At 71.2% G+C, this 15,192-nt stretch carries 15 protein-coding genes; 2 read left to right on the top strand and 13 right to left on the bottom strand.

Annotated elements, in window-relative coordinates; all coding sequences use genetic code 11:
- Positions 1–78: 78 nt before the first annotated feature.
- The 4 genes from ABZX30_RS09585 to ABZX30_RS09570 form a co-directional block, all read right to left on the bottom strand.
- On the bottom strand, positions 79–225 hold the full coding sequence (locus tag ABZX30_RS09585; RefSeq protein WP_355930962.1) for an SCO1431 family membrane protein: 147 nt from the start codon (positions 223–225) through the stop codon (positions 79–81).
- Between the two features lie 114 nt (positions 226–339).
- Complete coding sequence (locus ABZX30_RS09580) at positions 340–1,713, bottom strand: peptidase C39 family protein (RefSeq protein WP_355930959.1); 1,374 nt, start codon at positions 1,711–1,713, stop codon at positions 340–342.
- A 205-nt stretch (positions 1,714–1,918) separates the two neighbouring features.
- Positions 1,919–3,460, bottom strand: coding sequence for an amino acid permease (locus ABZX30_RS09575; RefSeq protein WP_355930956.1), 1,542 nt, complete (start codon positions 3,458–3,460; stop codon positions 1,919–1,921).
- A 45-nt stretch (positions 3,461–3,505) separates the two neighbouring features.
- Entirely contained in the window at positions 3,506–4,462 is a 957-nt protein-coding gene (locus ABZX30_RS09570) for a hypothetical protein (protein WP_355930954.1), read from the bottom strand.
- 251 nt (positions 4,463–4,713) lie between these two features.
- On the opposite strand from ABZX30_RS09570, the gene ABZX30_RS09565 reads away from it, so the two are divergent.
- Both ABZX30_RS09565 and ABZX30_RS09560 read left to right on the top strand, forming a co-directional pair.
- Positions 4,714–5,334 (top strand): hypothetical protein, encoded by a 621-nt coding sequence (locus tag ABZX30_RS09565; protein ID WP_355931058.1) that lies wholly within the window; start codon positions 4,714–4,716, stop codon positions 5,332–5,334.
- 431 nt (positions 5,335–5,765) lie between these two features.
- Positions 5,766–7,631, top strand: a complete 1,866-nt coding sequence (locus ABZX30_RS09560) for an AAA family ATPase (RefSeq protein ID WP_355930951.1) — start codon at positions 5,766–5,768, stop codon at positions 7,629–7,631.
- A 39-nt stretch (positions 7,632–7,670) separates the two neighbouring features.
- Here the strand turns inward: ABZX30_RS09560 and ABZX30_RS09555 are convergent, their stop codons facing one another.
- The 9 genes from ABZX30_RS09555 to ABZX30_RS09515 all read right to left on the bottom strand — a co-directional run bounded on the left by ABZX30_RS09555 (position 7,671) and on the right by ABZX30_RS09515 (position 15,045).
- Entirely contained in the window at positions 7,671–8,756 is a 1,086-nt protein-coding gene (locus tag ABZX30_RS09555; RefSeq protein WP_355930949.1) for a hemolysin family protein, read from the bottom strand.
- Positions 8,753–10,087: a hemolysin family protein gene (locus ABZX30_RS09550; RefSeq protein ID WP_355930947.1), complete on the bottom strand. Its 1,335-nt coding sequence runs from the start codon at positions 10,085–10,087 to the stop codon at positions 8,753–8,755. The genes ABZX30_RS09555 and ABZX30_RS09550 overlap by 4 nt, the downstream gene beginning before the upstream one ends.
- A 203-nt stretch (positions 10,088–10,290) precedes the next feature.
- Positions 10,291–10,737: a PH domain-containing protein gene (locus tag ABZX30_RS09545; RefSeq protein ID WP_355930944.1), complete on the bottom strand. Its 447-nt coding sequence runs from the start codon at positions 10,735–10,737 to the stop codon at positions 10,291–10,293.
- Positions 10,738–10,769: 32 nt separating this feature from the next.
- The gene (hisG, locus tag ABZX30_RS09540; RefSeq protein WP_355930941.1) at positions 10,770–11,618 is read right to left on the bottom strand and encodes an ATP phosphoribosyltransferase; all 849 of its coding nucleotides are present in this window, start codon (positions 11,616–11,618) and stop codon (positions 10,770–10,772) included.
- 50 nt (positions 11,619–11,668) lie between these two features.
- Complete coding sequence (locus ABZX30_RS09535) at positions 11,669–11,941, bottom strand: phosphoribosyl-ATP diphosphatase (RefSeq protein ID WP_004990764.1); 273 nt, start codon at positions 11,939–11,941, stop codon at positions 11,669–11,671.
- Between the two features lie 34 nt (positions 11,942–11,975).
- Positions 11,976–12,461, bottom strand: coding sequence for a 6,7-dimethyl-8-ribityllumazine synthase (gene ribH / locus ABZX30_RS09530; protein WP_355930938.1), 486 nt, complete (start codon positions 12,459–12,461; stop codon positions 11,976–11,978).
- Between the two features lie 21 nt (positions 12,462–12,482).
- The gene (locus ABZX30_RS09525; protein ID WP_355930936.1) at positions 12,483–13,796 is read right to left on the bottom strand and encodes a bifunctional 3,4-dihydroxy-2-butanone-4-phosphate synthase/GTP cyclohydrolase II; all 1,314 of its coding nucleotides are present in this window, start codon (positions 13,794–13,796) and stop codon (positions 12,483–12,485) included.
- Positions 13,793–14,443, bottom strand: coding sequence for a nicotinamide mononucleotide transporter family protein (locus tag ABZX30_RS09520; RefSeq protein WP_355930933.1), 651 nt, complete (start codon positions 14,441–14,443; stop codon positions 13,793–13,795). Before ABZX30_RS09520 ends, ABZX30_RS09525 begins: the two co-directional genes overlap by 4 nt.
- Entirely contained in the window at positions 14,440–15,045 is a 606-nt protein-coding gene (locus ABZX30_RS09515) for a riboflavin synthase (protein WP_355930931.1), read from the bottom strand. The genes ABZX30_RS09520 and ABZX30_RS09515 overlap by 4 nt, the downstream gene beginning before the upstream one ends.
- Positions 15,046–15,192 lie beyond the last annotated feature (147 nt).

Here is a 15,192-nt window from a genome sequence, read left to right as displayed (position 1 = left end):
GGCTGCGGGACATCGGCAGTATGTCAGAACAACATCGCGCGCTTGGCTGAACGGCCCTTCCCCCGAAGGGACTTCAGGTCACAGCAGGCCGAGCCGGGTCACGAGCACGGCGATCACCGCGACCAGGACCCAGCCCATGACGTGCTCGAGGATCTCGGGGCCGTCGCCCTGAGGGCCGCCCGTGCGGGTCCGGGGGCCGGCGGCGGTGGCGGGGTGTGCGCTCATGGTGTGTCTCGCTGAGGTCTGTCGTGCCGGATGGACGGACTCCCCCCCTCCGTTCCGTCCACCTTGCCACCGGCGGCGGCCTTCGCGGCGGAGACGTTGGTCACAGGCAGTCGCTCAGCGCACCCCGACCTCCGCGAGCGCCCTGCGCTGCCGGGGGGTCGGACGGTCGGGGAAGTACAGGTAGCAGACGCCGCCCGTACCGGAGACGACCTTGCCGCTCGCGTTGTACCGCTTGGTCCTCAGCCAGATGTTCTCGAACTCCCTCCGCGGGTACACGCGCCGCACCGCCGCGTCGTCCGGTGAGGCCGGGTCGTTGGCGATCACGTCCCCCTCGGCGGTGAAGCCGATCACGGTCATCAGGTGGCCCGAGGTGCCGTAACCGGCCCCCGTGAGTTCACCCTTGAGGAAGGACTGGGAGGTTACGGCCGGGATGCCGGCCGCGATCAGCGTCTCGAGGTCGGTGAGCGAACCGAGCCGGGTGACCACGCCCTGCAGACCCGGGAAGGTGGCGGCGTAGGCGGCGTTGAACGGCCAGTTGCCGCAGCCGGCGTACTGGTGGTCGTAGGTGGAACGGGCCGCGTGGCACACCTGCGGGTCGGCGTAGGACGGATCCACCCAGGACAGTTGTTCGGGGGTGAGCCGGCCGCCCCAGTACTCGATGATCATCTGCGAGGAGGTGGGGCTGCACCAGGCCTCGCCGCCGTTGTCGTACTCCGGGTACTGGCCCCTGTGGATCTCCTGCGAGTAGCGCGGGACGATCAGTTCCCCGGCCGGGCCGGGCGTGGAGGCCGGGACGGTGAAGCGGTCGGGGATGTCGGAGCCCATGGCGCCCAGCCGCCGGACGACGGGGGTGAGCCGGGTACCGGGCTTGCGGTAGAGGGTCAGTCGCAGGCGGCAGGAGAGCAGGCGCAGGCCGGTGGTGGCGTCGTCGATGGCGAAGGTGTCGGTCCAGATGGTGCTCCTGCCGTCGCTCTGGCCGTCCACGGAGGTCCGCTTGATGTCCTGGTCGCCGGCCGCCCAGCGGCCCATCACGTACCAGGGGGTGTCGCCGCCGTCGGAGTACGTGCCCCGCAGTTCGGCCTGGAGCCAGGTGCCCGCCGGGGTGTGGGCGTTCCAGGAGGCGATCGTCTCGGTGGCGGGGACGGAGAGCCGGTGCACCGGCGAGGTCCAGGTGGCGTACTCCCAGGTGGCCGTCGTGCCGGTGTGCGGGTCCGGGTAGTCGGTGGTGCCGACGGTGTCACCGATCACGAGCGCGGGGCGGGGTCCCGGTACCGCGCGGGTGCCCTCCGTCACGCCGCCGCGCCAGTCGGAGTACGAGGTCCAGGCGCGGTAGTCGACGGGACGGTCCGGGGCGCGGCCGCCCGGAATGGGGCCGGGATCCTCGGGGCCGGCGCCCGCGGCGGCCGCGGGGCCGGCTCCGGGGACCACGGCGGCGGCGACGGCCGCGGCCAGGACGGTTCTGCGGGACGGCTGTTCGGCTGTGCTCATGGGCGGAAGACCCCCAGGCGTCTGGTTTCGGGCGGTCCGATGCACGGCTGTGCGCCCACTATGGAGCAGGGGGCATGCCCCTGCCAGCACTTCGGCCCACGCCACGCCCAAGAACATTGGTCTCTGCCACCGGCGGTCCCGCGGCACGGACGCGGCCCCGGCACGCGCCCGTGAAGTGCGCGTGCCGGGGCCGCTGGTGCGGGGGTCAGACGAGGTCCATCGCCGCGACCTCGTCCGGGCGGCCGTAGCTGACCGGGCCCTGGAAGCGGCGGCGGGCGGTGGCGAACCACCACACCGTGGCCACCAGCAGGACGACGGCCAGTGCGATCGGCGCGTAGTTGAAGGAGTCGACGGTGATCGGGGAGGCCTGCGGCAGCATGAACAGCACGCTGCTGAGCAGGATCCAGACCACGGCCAGCCAGCCGATCGGGCGGCCCCAGCGGCCCAGGTGCCAGGGCCCCGGCTGGAACTCGTCGCCGAGCCGCAGCCGCAGGAAGACGGGCACGGCGTAGGCGAGGAACAGCCCGACGACGTTGACACTGACGATCGCCGTGAACGCCGTGTGCGACCACCAGCCCGGCAGCACCAGCACCAGCGAGCAGCCCACCGCCAGCCACACCGCCTTGACCGGTGTGCGGGTGCGCGGCGAGACCGAGTGCCACCAGCGGGAGCCGGGCATGGCCCCGTCCCGGGAGAAGGCGAAGATCTGCCGGGTGTTGCTGGTGAGGTTGGCGAGGCCGCAGAACAGCATCGCGCCGATCACCACCAGCAGCAGGGCCTTCGCCCACCCCATGCCGAGACCGTCGATGAGGATCTGGACGGGCGGCGCGGACGAACCCGCCACCTTCGCGTAGTCGCCGATGCTGTAGACCAGTGCCAGCATCAGGATCAGCCCGGTGAGCGCCGAATACCCGATCGAACGGGTGATCCCCTTGGGTGCGTTCACCGTCGCGTGGACGGTTTCCTCCGACATGTGGAAGCTGCCGTCGAAGCCCGTGAAGGTCCAACTGGTCACCAGCAGGCCAAGCATCCCGCCGTAAAGACCGTGGGTGAAGCCGGTGTTGTTCACGAAATGCGTCACGAAGGACGCCGACTGGTGGTGGTCGGGCATCACGATCAGTGTGGACACGATCACCACGAGTCCGATCAGCAGCCACCACACGGAAATCCGGTTGAGGATCGCGACCAGTTGTACGGTGTAGGTGTTCGCCAGCCCCTGCACCACGATGATCAGGGCGGTGATCAGGATGGTCTGGTGGACGGTGGGCTCGTAGGAGTCCCACTGCAGGGCGACGAAGGCCTGGATGAAGGTCGCCGCCGCATAGCCCGTGGCCGCGGTGCCGCCGATCTGACCCACGAAGTTCAGCCACCCCGTGAACCAGGACCAGGCGCCCTTGTGGCGTTTGGCGAGTTTACCGGCGGAGAAATACAGCGCCCCGCTCGTCGGATAGGCCGAGGCCACCTCGGCCATGGCCGCTCCGATGAAGAGCACCATGACGGAGACGCCGATCCAGCCGAAGACCAGGATGCGCGGTCCGCCCGCGTTCATACCAAAACCGAAGGACGAGAAAATACCCGAGATGATATTAATGATGGTGAAAGAGATCGCGAAATTGTCGAACGCCTTGAAACGGCGGGTGAGTTTCCGCGGATAACCCATCGCGTGCAGGGTCGCGTCGTCGTCGAGCGCGACCGGGTCCTCTCCCCCGCGGGCTCTCGCCCGTGGAGCCGATATCCGTTCCGACACAGATCGACCTTTCTCTGGGTAGGGGACGAGCAGGACGCCGGGCGGTCAGACGGGCCCCGGCGCCGGCAGGCCGCAGGCGCGCCGGGCCCGGGAGAGCTGCTCCGCCGGGTCACCGAAGGCGCTCCAGGGCATGCGGGAGGCGTAGGGGCCCATCGCCGTGAAGACCGCACGGGCCTCGAACTCGCGCCGGCCCATGACCAGCGCGTGTGCGAGGTAGGCCAGGTCGAGCACCGGGGTGTGGCGGTAACCGGCCACAGCGGGCAGCCAGTTGTGGTAGATCGCGAGTGCCGTGGAGCGCCACTGGGGCTGCTCCCACACACGGTCGGCGAGCAGCTGGGTCGGGTTGTAGCTCTCCACCAGGGCGACCAGCGGCAGCAGCCGCAGCGGGGAGTCGGCGGGCGCCCGCTGGCTGAGGAAAGCGGCGACGTCCCAGGCGGCGTTGACCGAGCCGCCGTACCGCGTGAAGAAGAACGACAGGAAGCGGTGATGGGCCTCGCGGTGCCACGGGTCGAGGGAGAGCACGTGCGCGAACAGCCGCCAGGGGCCGGGCGGCGCGGTGAGCAGCCCCTGCGGCGCGAGGTCGCGCAGCCGGTGCAGCCGGGCCATGGCCAGCTTGGCGGCCCAGGGCGTGGGGTCGGCCGGGGCCAGGGCGGCGGCCCGGTCGCAGGCGGCCAGCGCGATCCGTTCCAGGGCCTCGGCCCGCTCGTCGCGGGCGTCGGCGGCCCTCAGTGCCCGCTGCACGGCCACCCGCGCCCACATCAGCGCGGCTTCGGGCGTCGGTTCCTCGGCCAGCCAGCGTTCCACCAGGTCGGTGCCGGCGGCCTCGGAGGCCAGGACGAGGGAGCGGTGGGCGCGCAGACCGAAGTCCTCGCCCGTCTCCGCCAGGGCTTCGTGGGCGCTTCGGTAACGTCCGGCGCGCACGTCGACGCATACGCTCGCGAGCACGCGGTCGTCGGCCGCCGGGTGCCACACATACTGCCCCTCGAATAACTCCGCGGCCATCTACCCCTGTCCGTCCCCGCACGACGCGTCGCAGTGGTGCAGGAGGCACCTTACTCAGCGGCGGGCACAGCGGGAACGCCGAATTCGACATATCGGTCAGCGGATTCGGGCACTAATCGGCGGGATTGACTGGCCGCCAGCCGGTGGTTCAAAGCGTGACTTTTTTGCGGGCCGCCGGTACGGCCGCTATGCGCCGCTACTACAATGTTTCCGGAAAACCCCCCACACCGCACCACACCTCAGGAATCGCCATTCACGAACTCGCCTCCCGGCTGCGCGCCCTGCCCCCCTCCTGCGGACCGGTCCGCCTCATCGGTGTCGACGGACACGCCGGTTCCGGCAAGTCCACCTTCGCGGGACGGCTGGCCGCCGCGCTGGACGGGGCACCGGTGCTGCAGCTGGACGACATCGCCAGCCACGAGGAGCTCTTCGACTGGACCGGGCGCCTGCTCACCCAGGTGATCGAGCCGCTCGGCCGCGGCGAGACCGCGCGCTACACGCCGTACGACTGGCGCGCCCGGCGGTTCGGCCCACCCCGCGCACTGCCGCCCGCGCCGGTGCTCCTCGTCGAAGGGGTCGGCGCCGGCCGCCGCACCCTGCGCCCCTACCTCGCGCGACTGCTGTGGATGGAACTGCCCCGGGAGGACTCCTGGAGGAGGGGACGGCTGCGGGACGGGGCGGAGCAGCGGGACTTCTGGACCCGGTGGACCGGAGCGGAACGCGCGCACTTCGCCGCCGACCCCTCACGACCGCACGCCGACCTGCTGGTGCTGCAGTCACCGGAGGGGTACGAGGTGCTCCCGGGGCCCGCCGGGTCCCCTGGACCGGACCAGGATGTCACCCAGGGTGACGGACCGTCCGCGGTGTGGTGAAGTGGTGAAGGCTCGTGTCTGAGAACGTGTTGGGGTGCTCCAACTCGGCTTGACCGTTGGGCCGTACAGGTCTTACGTTCTCAATGTGCGGCCGTTCGAAGCCGCCCGCCTACGCGAAGCCCCCGGTTGTTCCCCCGTGATCGGGGGCTTCGTTCTGCCCGCGGCCCGGTTCACGGACGCCACACGCCGTCATCCGCTCACCCAGGGTCACCTTTTTCGTGTGCGCCCCGTCTGCTCCCACCTCGTCGAACGTCTCGTGCCGCACCCTTCGGCGGAGGGACGCCACGCGGGTACGATGCCCTCGGTGCGACCATGGAACTGCCGCTTCGCGCACCTGCAACTCCGGTCCGCGGTACAGCGGTTCGACCAAGGATGCCGCCGGGCGAGGGTCCGGTGGTGAACCTACGGGGGCACGGTTCGTGGGGGACGTGATGGACTTCGGCACGCAGGGCCCCGAGGCCCCGGCCGACCTCGCCTGGCTGCGAGGTGTGGACGCCTACACCATGGGTGCCTATCCGCAGGCGGAGGAGGAGTTCCGCACCGCCGTGCGGATGGATCCCGGGATGGCCGACGGCTGGCTCGGGCTGCACGCGCTGCGCGTCGACACGACGACCGCCCTGCTCAGGATGTTCCGGCACCGGGACCGCTTCGGGGAGCAGCGCGCCCGGCACCGCCGGACCCTCAACTCCTGGTACTGGCTGGGCTGGTGGGTGCAACCGGTGCTGGAGAGCCCGCGCGACCTGCTGCTCGCGCACGCCTCGCACTGGCTGGACGGCCGCCACGTCCCGGAGCTGGACCGGGCCCTCGCCGGGCTGCCCCGGGTGGACGCCGACCCGCAGGTCCGCTTCCTGCACGCCTGCCGCGCCTATCTGGTCAAGGACTGGGAACAGCTGGTCCGGCACACCGACCCGCTGCTCGACGACCCCCTGCTCGGCATCGAGGCGGGCCTGTTCGGCGGCATGGCCCGGGTCCGCCTGGAGATGTACGGACAGGCCGAACCGCTGCTGTCGGCGGCCCTCATGCGCTGCCGCAGCGAACAGCCGCAGCGCAAGGAGCTCAGGTACTGGCTGGCCCGGGCGCACGAGGGCACCGGCCGCAGCGCCGCCGCACTCCCCCTGTACCGAGCGGTGCACCGCGTGGACCCTGCCTTCATGGACACCTCCGCGCGGCTCGCCGCCATCGCGGAGGGCGACGGGTACGACGACGCGGCGGACCTCGCGGCGATCACGCTCACCGGACTCGGCCAGGACACCGTCGACGGCCCCGACGTGCTCGATCCGCTCTTCGGGACCGAGGGCCGCGACCTGCGGCTGACGGAGGCCGACCTGCCGCCGGCCGGTGCGATGCCGTCGGTGTCCGATCCGGCGGTGCGCGCCCGGACCGCCGCGCCGTCCTCGCCGCTGCCCTCCGGGCCCACCGACCCCGCGCTGCTGGAGGAGGCGCTCGCCGAGCTGGAGCGCATGGTGGGCCTGGAGCCCGTGAAACGCCAGGTCAAGGCGCTGTCGGCGCAGTTGAACATGGCCCGGCTGCGGGCCGGGCAGGGTCTGCCGGTCCAGCCACCGAAACGGCACTTCGTCTTCTCCGGCCCCTCGGGCACCGGCAAGACCACCGTCGCCCGCATCCTCGGCCGCGTCTTCTACGCCCTCGGCCTGCTCGGCGGCGACCATCTCGTGGAGGCGCAGCGGGCCGATCTGGTCGGGGAGTACCTGGGCCAGACGGCCGTGAAGGCCAACGAACTGATCGACTCCGCGATCGGCGGGGTGCTGTTCGTCGACGAGGCGTACTCGCTGTCCAACTCGGGGTACGGCAAGGGCGACGCGTACGGCGACGAGGCCCTGCAGGTGCTGCTCAAGCGGGCCGAGGACAACCGCGACCACCTGGTGGTGATCCTGGCCGGCTACCCGGAGGGCATGGACCGGCTGCTGGCCGCCAACCCGGGACTGTCCTCCCGGTTCACCACCCGCGTCGACTTCCCCTCCTACCGGCCCCTGGAACTCACCTCGATCGGCGAGGTGCTCGCCGCGGAGAACGGTGACGTCTGGGACGAGGAGGCGCTGGACGAGCTGCGGTCGATCGCCGGGCATGTCGTGGAGCAGGGCTGGATCGACGAGCTGGGGAACGGGCGGTTCCTGCGGACGCTGTACGAGAAGAGCTGCGCGTACCGGGATCTGCGGTTGTCCACGTACCCGGGGATGCTGACCCGGGACGACCTGGCCACGTTGCGGCTGCCCGACCTGATGCAGGCGTACGGGGAGGTGCTGTCGGGGCGGGGGCCGCAGGATCCGTCGGCCATGTGACCGGCCGGCGGACCCCCGCCCCGACAGCACCGGGCCCCGTCAGCCGGCCAGTGCCTCTTCCGGCTCCCCGTTCACCCTCGGCTCGCTCACCCTGGGCTGCGGCGCCTCCCGGTGGGCCGGGTCGCGTACCTCGCCGACCAGCAGCTCCAGCACGTCCTCCAGCGCGACGAGGCCGAGCACCTTGCCGGAGGCGTCCGCCACCTGGGCCAGGTGAGTGGCCGCGCGCCGCATCACCGTGAGCGCGTCGTCGAGCGGCAGCTCGGCCCGCAGGGTCGTCATCGGGTGCCAGACGTGCTGCGGCACGGCCCGGTCCGACTCCTCCAGGTCGAGTACGTCCTTCACGTGCAGGTAGCCCATGAAGGCGCCGGTCTCCGCCGCGACCGGGAAGCGGGAGTACCCGGTGCGCGCGGTCAGTTCGACGATCTCCCCCGGAGTGACCGAAGGTGTCACCGTCACCAGCGACTCGCGCCCCAGCAGCACGTCGGTCACCGGGCGCGAGCCCAGTTCCAGCGCGTCCTCCAGGCGCTCCTGTTCCTCGGGGTCGAGGAGGCCCGCCTGACCGGAGTCCTCCAGCAGGCGGTTGAGCTGCTCGCTGGTGACGACGGCCTCGACCTCGTCCTTGGGCTCGACCCGGAAGAGCCGCAGGATGCCCTGGGCGCAGGCGCCGAGGGCCACGGTGATGGGCCGGCACAGCCGGGCGAAGGCGACCAGACCGGGACTGAGCCACAGGGCGGCCTTCTCCGGGGCGGCCATCGCGAGGTTCTTCGGGACCATCTCGCCGATGACGAGGTGGAAGAAGACCACGGCGGCCAGGGCGATGACGTACCCGAGCGGGTGGATCACCCCCTCCGGCAGCTGGATCCACTCGAACACCGGCTCGAGCAGGTGCGCCACCGTCGGCTCGGCGACCGCGCCCAGGGTCAGCGAGCAGACCGTGATGCCGAACTGGGCCGCGGCCATCATCTGCGGCAGCCGCTCCAGGCCGTACAGCACCTGGCGGGCCCGGGCGGTACCGAGCGGTTCGATCTGGCTGCGGCGGACGGAGACGAGTGCGAACTCGGCACCGACGAAGAAGCCGTTGGCGAGCACGAGCAGCCCGGCGAAGACCAGTTGCAGGACGCTCATCGGGCGGCCTCCATGACGTTCCCCACGGGGGCCGTGCGCACCAGGCGGACCCGTTCGGCCCGGTAGTGGCCGACGCGGCGCACGGAGAGCCGCCAGCCGGGCAGTTCCGCCTTGTCGCCGGGGGCCGGGATGCGCCCGAGCAGGTCGGCGACCAGGCCGGCGACGGTCTCGTAGGGGCCCTCGGGCACGTCGAGACCTATGCGCTGGAGGATGTCCACGCGGCAGCTGCCGTCGACGTCCCAGGCCGGTTTGCCGTCCTCGGGCGGCGCGGCGGCGAGCTGCGGCACCAGCTGGCCGTCGTGCTCGTCGCGCACCTCACCGACCAGTTCCTCGACGATGTCCTCCAGGGTGACCACGCCCGCGGTGCCGCCGTACTCGTCGACGACGACCGCGATGGGCTGCTCGCTGCGCAGCCGGGTCAGCAGGGGCTGGACGGGCAGCGTCTCGGGAACGAGCAGGGCCCGGCGGGCGATGCTGCCGACGGGGGTGCGCAGCCGGTCGTGCACGGGGACGGCCAGCGCGTCCTTGAGGTGGGCCATGCCGACGATCTCGTCGATCTTCTCGCGGTAGACGGGGAAGCGGGACAGGCCGGTGGCGCGGGTCAGGTTGACCACGTCCTCGGCGGTGGCCGAGGACTGCAGGGCGCTGACCTTCACCCGCGGGGTCATAACGTGCTGCGCGGTCAGCTCGCCCAGCGACAGGGTGCGGACGAACAGATCGGCGGTGTCCTGCTCCAGGGCGCCGGCCTGGGCGGAGTGGCGGGCGAGGGAGACGAGCTCGCCGGGGGTGCGGGCGGACGCCAGCTCCGCGGCGGGTTCGACGCCCAGGGCCCGTACGAGCCGGTTGGCGACCGTGTTGAGGGCTGCGATCACCGGGTGGAACAGGCGGGAGAAGTGGTGCTGCGGGCCGGCCACGAACCGCGCGACCTGCAACGGCTTGGACACCGCCCAGTTCTTGGGGACGAGTTCGCCGACCACCATCTGGATCGCCGAGGCGAGCAGCATGCCGGCGACCACGGCGACACCGGGGACGGCGCCCTCGGGGATGCCGGCCGCCGCGAACGGGCCGTGCAGCAGCTCGGCCAGGGCCGGTTCGGCGAGCATGCCGACGACGAGGGAGGTGATGGTGATGCCGAGCTGGGTGCCGGAGAGCTGGAAGGACAGCTCCTTGAGCGACTCGACGACCGTACGGGCGCGTTTGTCGCCCTCGGCGGCGGCCTTCTCGGCGTCCGGGCGCTCGACCGTCACCAGACCGAACTCGGCGGCGACGAAGAAGCCGTTGGCGAGGATCAGCAGGAACGCCGCTCCGAGGAGCAGCAGGGGGATGGTCATGATGCCGCCGCCTCCCCGTTGGGTCGGGAGGGGGCGGCGCAGGTACTACAGGACGATCCGTCCATCGCCGGAGGGGGTCACTCCTCGGGTAGCAGGAACCCCTGGGTGCCGGGCGGCACGCAGGGGTGGGGCGCAGCGAAAAACGCCTCCGCCACCAGATTAATCAAGACACGGGCCACTACGGCAGGGTCGGCGGCCCCGAGTCAGTCCCGGTCTTCCGCGTCCCGGGCCGTCGCGCGGGCCTCGGCGAGCGCCCGGAGGGTGTGTGCGTCGGCGATGGCGCGCCGTTTGGCGATGCCCGGCTGGATGCCGAGCGCGGGCAGGCTGGTGCCGTCGCTGAGGTCGATGAACACCCAGGGATCGCCCGGACGGAGGTTCACCTGAACGATTTCCGCCCAGTCCAGGTGGCGTCTGCCGGCGATGTTGACCACGGTGACGCCGGTGTCGTCGGCGACGACCTTCACCCGGGCGAGCTGGGCCAGCACGCCGAAGATGAGGGCGCCGGTGAGGATGAAGCTGAGCCGCTCCCCCGGGCCGAGCTGCTCCAGCAGCAGCGCGATCCCCGAGATCACCACGAAGATCGCGACACCGGCGGTGAGCAGGATCACGCGGGTGTGCCCCGGCCGGAAGGTGACGGGAAGGTCGGACATCTCTGCTCGCCCCTGCTTGCCTCTCACGCCGCTCAGAGGCGGCAGGCGTGGATCGCGGTGGTCAGGATGGCCCGGGCGCCGAGCTCGTACAGGTCGTCCATGATCCGCTGGGCCTCCTTGGCCGGGACCATGGCGCGGACGGCGACCCAGCCCTCGTTGTGCAGCGGGGAGACGGTCGGGGACTCCAGACCCGGTGTGAGCGCGACGGCCTTCTCGAGCTGCTCGACGCGGCAGTCGTAGTCCATCATCACGTAGGTCCGCGCCACCAGGACGCCCTGGAGTCGGCGCAGGAACTGCTGCACCTTGGGCTCTTCGGTGTCGGCGCCGGCCCGGCGGACGACGATCGCCTCGGACTTCATGATCGGCTCGCCGAAGACCTCCAGGCCCGCGTTGCGCAGGCTGGTTCCCGTCTCGACGACGTCCGCGATGACCTCGGCCACGCCCAGCTCGATCGCGGTCTCCACGGCACCGTCGAGGTGGACGACGGAGGCGTCGACTCCGCTGTCCGCGAGGTGCTTGGCGACGATGCCCTCGTAGGAGGTGGCGACCGTCTTGCCCTGGAGGTCCTCGATGCCGCCGGCGGTGCCCGGCTTGGAGGCGAAGCGGAAGGTCGAGCGGGCGAAGCCGAGCGGGAGGATCTCCTCGGCGTTGGCGCCGGAGTCGATGAGCAGGTCGCGGCCGGTGATGCCGATGTCGAGGCGGCCGGAGGAGACGTAGATCGCGATGTCACGGGGGCGGAGGTAGAAGAACTCGACCTCGTTCTCCGGGTCGACGATGCGCAGTTCCTTGGACTCGCGGCGCTGCTGGTAGCCGGCCTCATGCAGCATCTCCGCCGCAGGGCCGGACAGTGAACCCTTGTTGGGGACGGCGATGCGCAGCATGGGGTCGGCTTCCTTTGCTCGTTCGGATTCGGAACTGTGTGCGGTGCGGCTCAGAGGTGGGCGTAGACGTCGTCCAGGGAGATGCCGCGGGCGACCATCATCACCTGGACGTGGTAGAGCAGCTGCGAGATCTCCTCGGCGGCCGCCTCCTTGCCCTCGTACTCGGCGGCCATCCAGACCTCGGCGGCCTCCTCGACGACCTTCTTGCCGATGGCATGGACGCCCTTGTCCACCAGTTCCGCGGTGCGGGAGGTGGCGGGGTCACCGTGGGCGGCCTTGTGCTGGAGCTCGGTGAAGAGCTCCTCGAACGTCTTCTTGGACATGGTGGCGCCCACTCTACGCGGTGTGCCGCACGACCTAGTGCCACGGTTCAGATACTGAGCGAAGCGTGACCGCGGTCGCCACCGCGGCGGTCACGGCCTCGTGCCCCTTGTCCTCGTTCGAGCCCTCCAGTCCGGCCCGGTCCAGCGCCTGTTCCTCGGTGTCGCAGGTCAGCACCCCGAAGCCGACGGGGACACCGGTCTCCACGGAGACCTGGGTGAGGCCCTGGGTGACGCCCTGGCACACGTAGTCGAAGTGGGGGGTGCCGCCGCGGATGACGACACCGAGGGCGACGACCGCGTCGTAGCCGCGACCGGCCAGGACCTTGGCGGCCACCGGGAGCTCGAAGCTGCCGGGGACCCGGATCAGCGTGGGCTCGTCGATGCCCAGCTCACCGAGGGCGCGCAGGGCGCCGTCGACCAGACCGTCCATCACCTTGTCGTGCCACTGCGCCGCGATGACCGCGACCCTGAGGTCGCTCGCGTTGCGTACGGACAGTTCCGGTGCACCCTTGCCGCTCACGTCTCTCCTCCGTGCTTTCTCTTACTGGTTGTTGCAGGTGGCCGCGGACGCGGCCGCGGGGGCCGGCACGGCGGGCGTGTCCAGCCAGGGCAGGTCGTGCCCCATCCGGTCCCGCTTGGTGCGCAGGTAGCGGAGGTTGTGTTCGCCCGCCTGCACGGGCATCGGCTCACGGCCGGTGACCTTCAGACCGTGGCGCAGCAGCGCCTCGGTCTTCTCGGGGTTGTTGGTCATCAGGCGCAGGCTGCGGACGCCGAGGTCCGTCAGGATCCGCGCGCCGGCGCCGTAGTCGCGGGCGTCGGCGGGCAGACCCAGTTCGAGGTTGGCGTCGAGAGTGTCGTGCCCCTGCTCCTGGAGCTCGTACGCCCGCAGCTTGGACAGCAGTCCGATGCCGCGGCCCTCGTGTCCGCGCAGGTAGACCACGACTCCCCGGCCCTCGGCCTGGATCCGCTCGAGCGAGGCGTCCAGCTGCGGGCCGCAGTCGCAGCGCAGGGAGCCGAACACGTCGCCGGTGAGGCATTCGGAGTGGACCCGCACCAGGACGTCCTCGCCGTCGCCGACGTCACCGTGGACCAGGGCGACGTGCTCGACGCCGTCGGCGGCGGAGCGGTAGCCGTAGGCGGTGAAGGTGCCGTGGACGGTGGGCAGCCGGGTCTCGGCCTCGCGCCGGACGGTGGGTTCGGCGGTGCGGCGGTAGGTGATCAGGTCCTCGATGGAGATGATCGTCAGGCCGTGCTTGCGGGCGAACGGGATCAGCTCGGGCAGCCGGAGCATACGGCCGTCCTCGCCGGCGATCTCGACGATGGCGCCGGCCGGGCGCAGGCCCGCGAGCCGGGCGAGGTCGACGGCGGCCTCGGTGTGGCCGCCCCGGACCAGGACGCCGCCGGGCCGGGCGCGCAGCGGGAAGACGTGGCCGGGGCGGACGAAGTCGGTGGGCCCGGCGGCGGCGCTCGCCAGCAGCTGGAGCGTGGTCGCCCGGTCCGAGGCGGAGATGCCGGTGGTCACGCCGTGCGCGGCGGAGGCGTCCACGGAGACGGTGAACGCCGTCTTCATCGACTCGGTGTTGTCGTCGACCATCTGGGGCAGCCGCAGCCGGTCGAGCTCCTCGCCCTCCATGGGGGCGCAGATCAGGCCCCGGCACTCGCTCATCATGAAGGCGACGATCTCGGGCGTCGCCTTCTCGGCGGCGACGACGAGGTCGCCCTCGTTCTCCCGGTCCTCGTCGTCGACGACCACGACCGGACGCCCGGCCGCGATGTCGGCGATGGCCTGTTCGACCGGGTCGAGCGCGAAGTCCTCGAAGCCGTCCGTGCTGTGGAGGATGGATGCCGCGGTCATGCGGGGGCTCCTTCCAGAGCGGGCCGCGAGCCCTGGCGGGAGCGCAGCCACCAGTCGCGCATGCCCCACAGGACGAGCGCGCCGTAGATGACGTAGACGAAGCCGGAGAAGGCGTAGCCGTTGGCGAAGTTCAGGGGGACGCCGACGAGGTCGACGAGCAGCCAGGCGAACCAGAACTCGACCATGCCGCGGGCCTGGGCGTACATGGCGACGACGGTGCCGACGAAGATGTAGGCGTCCGGCCAGGGGTCCCAGGACAGGGACGGGTACGCCTTGAAGAGCAGGGCGACGGCGACCGTGCCGGCCGCGGCGGCGCCGAGCATGACGGCGCGTTCGGTCCAGGTGGCGAACCGCGGGACGATGTGGCCGTCGCCGCCGTCCTCGGTCCGGCCCCTGTCGCGGCTCCACTGCCACCAGCCGTACAGGGCGACCGTCATGACGACGGCCTGCTTGCCGGCGCTGCCGGTCAGGTGGCCGAAGAAGGCGCCGAAGAGGACGAGACCGGACAGGAACTGGACCGGCCAGGTCCACAGCGAGCGTCGCCAGCCGAGTGCCAGGGTGATCAGGCCGAGGATGTTGCCGATCATGTCCGACCACAGGATGTGCTGGCCGAGGAGGGTGAACGCCTGCGAGTTCAGCCCGTTCACCGCGCACCCCCCTGACCCGCCGCCAGCAGCCGCTCGACGTACTTGGCGACGATGTCGACCTCGAGGTTGACCGGGTCGCCGGGCTCCTTGAAGCCGAGGGTGGTCAGGGCGAGGGTGGTGGGGATGAGGCTGACGGTGAAGTAGTCGGGACCGGCGTCGACCACGGTGAGGCTGATGCCGTCGACGGTGACGGAGCCCTTCTCCACGACGTAGCGCGTAAGGTCCGCGGGGAGCGCGATCTTGATGATCTCCCAGTGGTCGGAGGGCTTGCGCTCCAGGATCTGCCCGGTGCCGTCGACGTGCCCCTGCACGATGTGGCCGCCGAGGCGGGCGCCCACCGCGGTGGGCCGTTCGAGGTTCACGCGGGAGCCGGCCGAGAGGGCGCCGAGGCTGGACCGGTTGAGGGTCTCGGCCATGACGTCGGCGGTGAACTCGTCGCCCTCGTGGTCGACGACGGTGAGGCAGACGCCGTTCACGGCGATGGAGTCGCCGTGCTTCGCTCCCTCGGTGACCACGGGGCCACGCAGCCTGAAGCGGGAGGCGTCGCCGAGGTCCTCTACGGCGGTGACCTCACCCAGCTCTTCGACGATTCCGGTGAACACTTCCCGGGTCCTCCTGCCTCATTCGGGCACGGACTCCGGGGCTGTCGATGACGACAGAATGAACGGTCGAGCACACCGGTGACGCCTACGCCGGACGGGGCCCGTCCGTGACGGACGGGACCGGACGGCGGCGCGCACACGTGCATG

Origin of the sequence: Streptomyces sp. NPDC004542 (genome assembly GCF_040610035.1) — a bacterium.
In the GTDB taxonomy this organism is placed as follows: domain Bacteria; phylum Actinomycetota; class Actinomycetes; order Streptomycetales; family Streptomycetaceae; genus Streptomyces.
The sequence above is the reverse complement of the archived record's forward strand: the minus strand, read 5'-3'. Positions and strand labels throughout refer to the sequence as shown.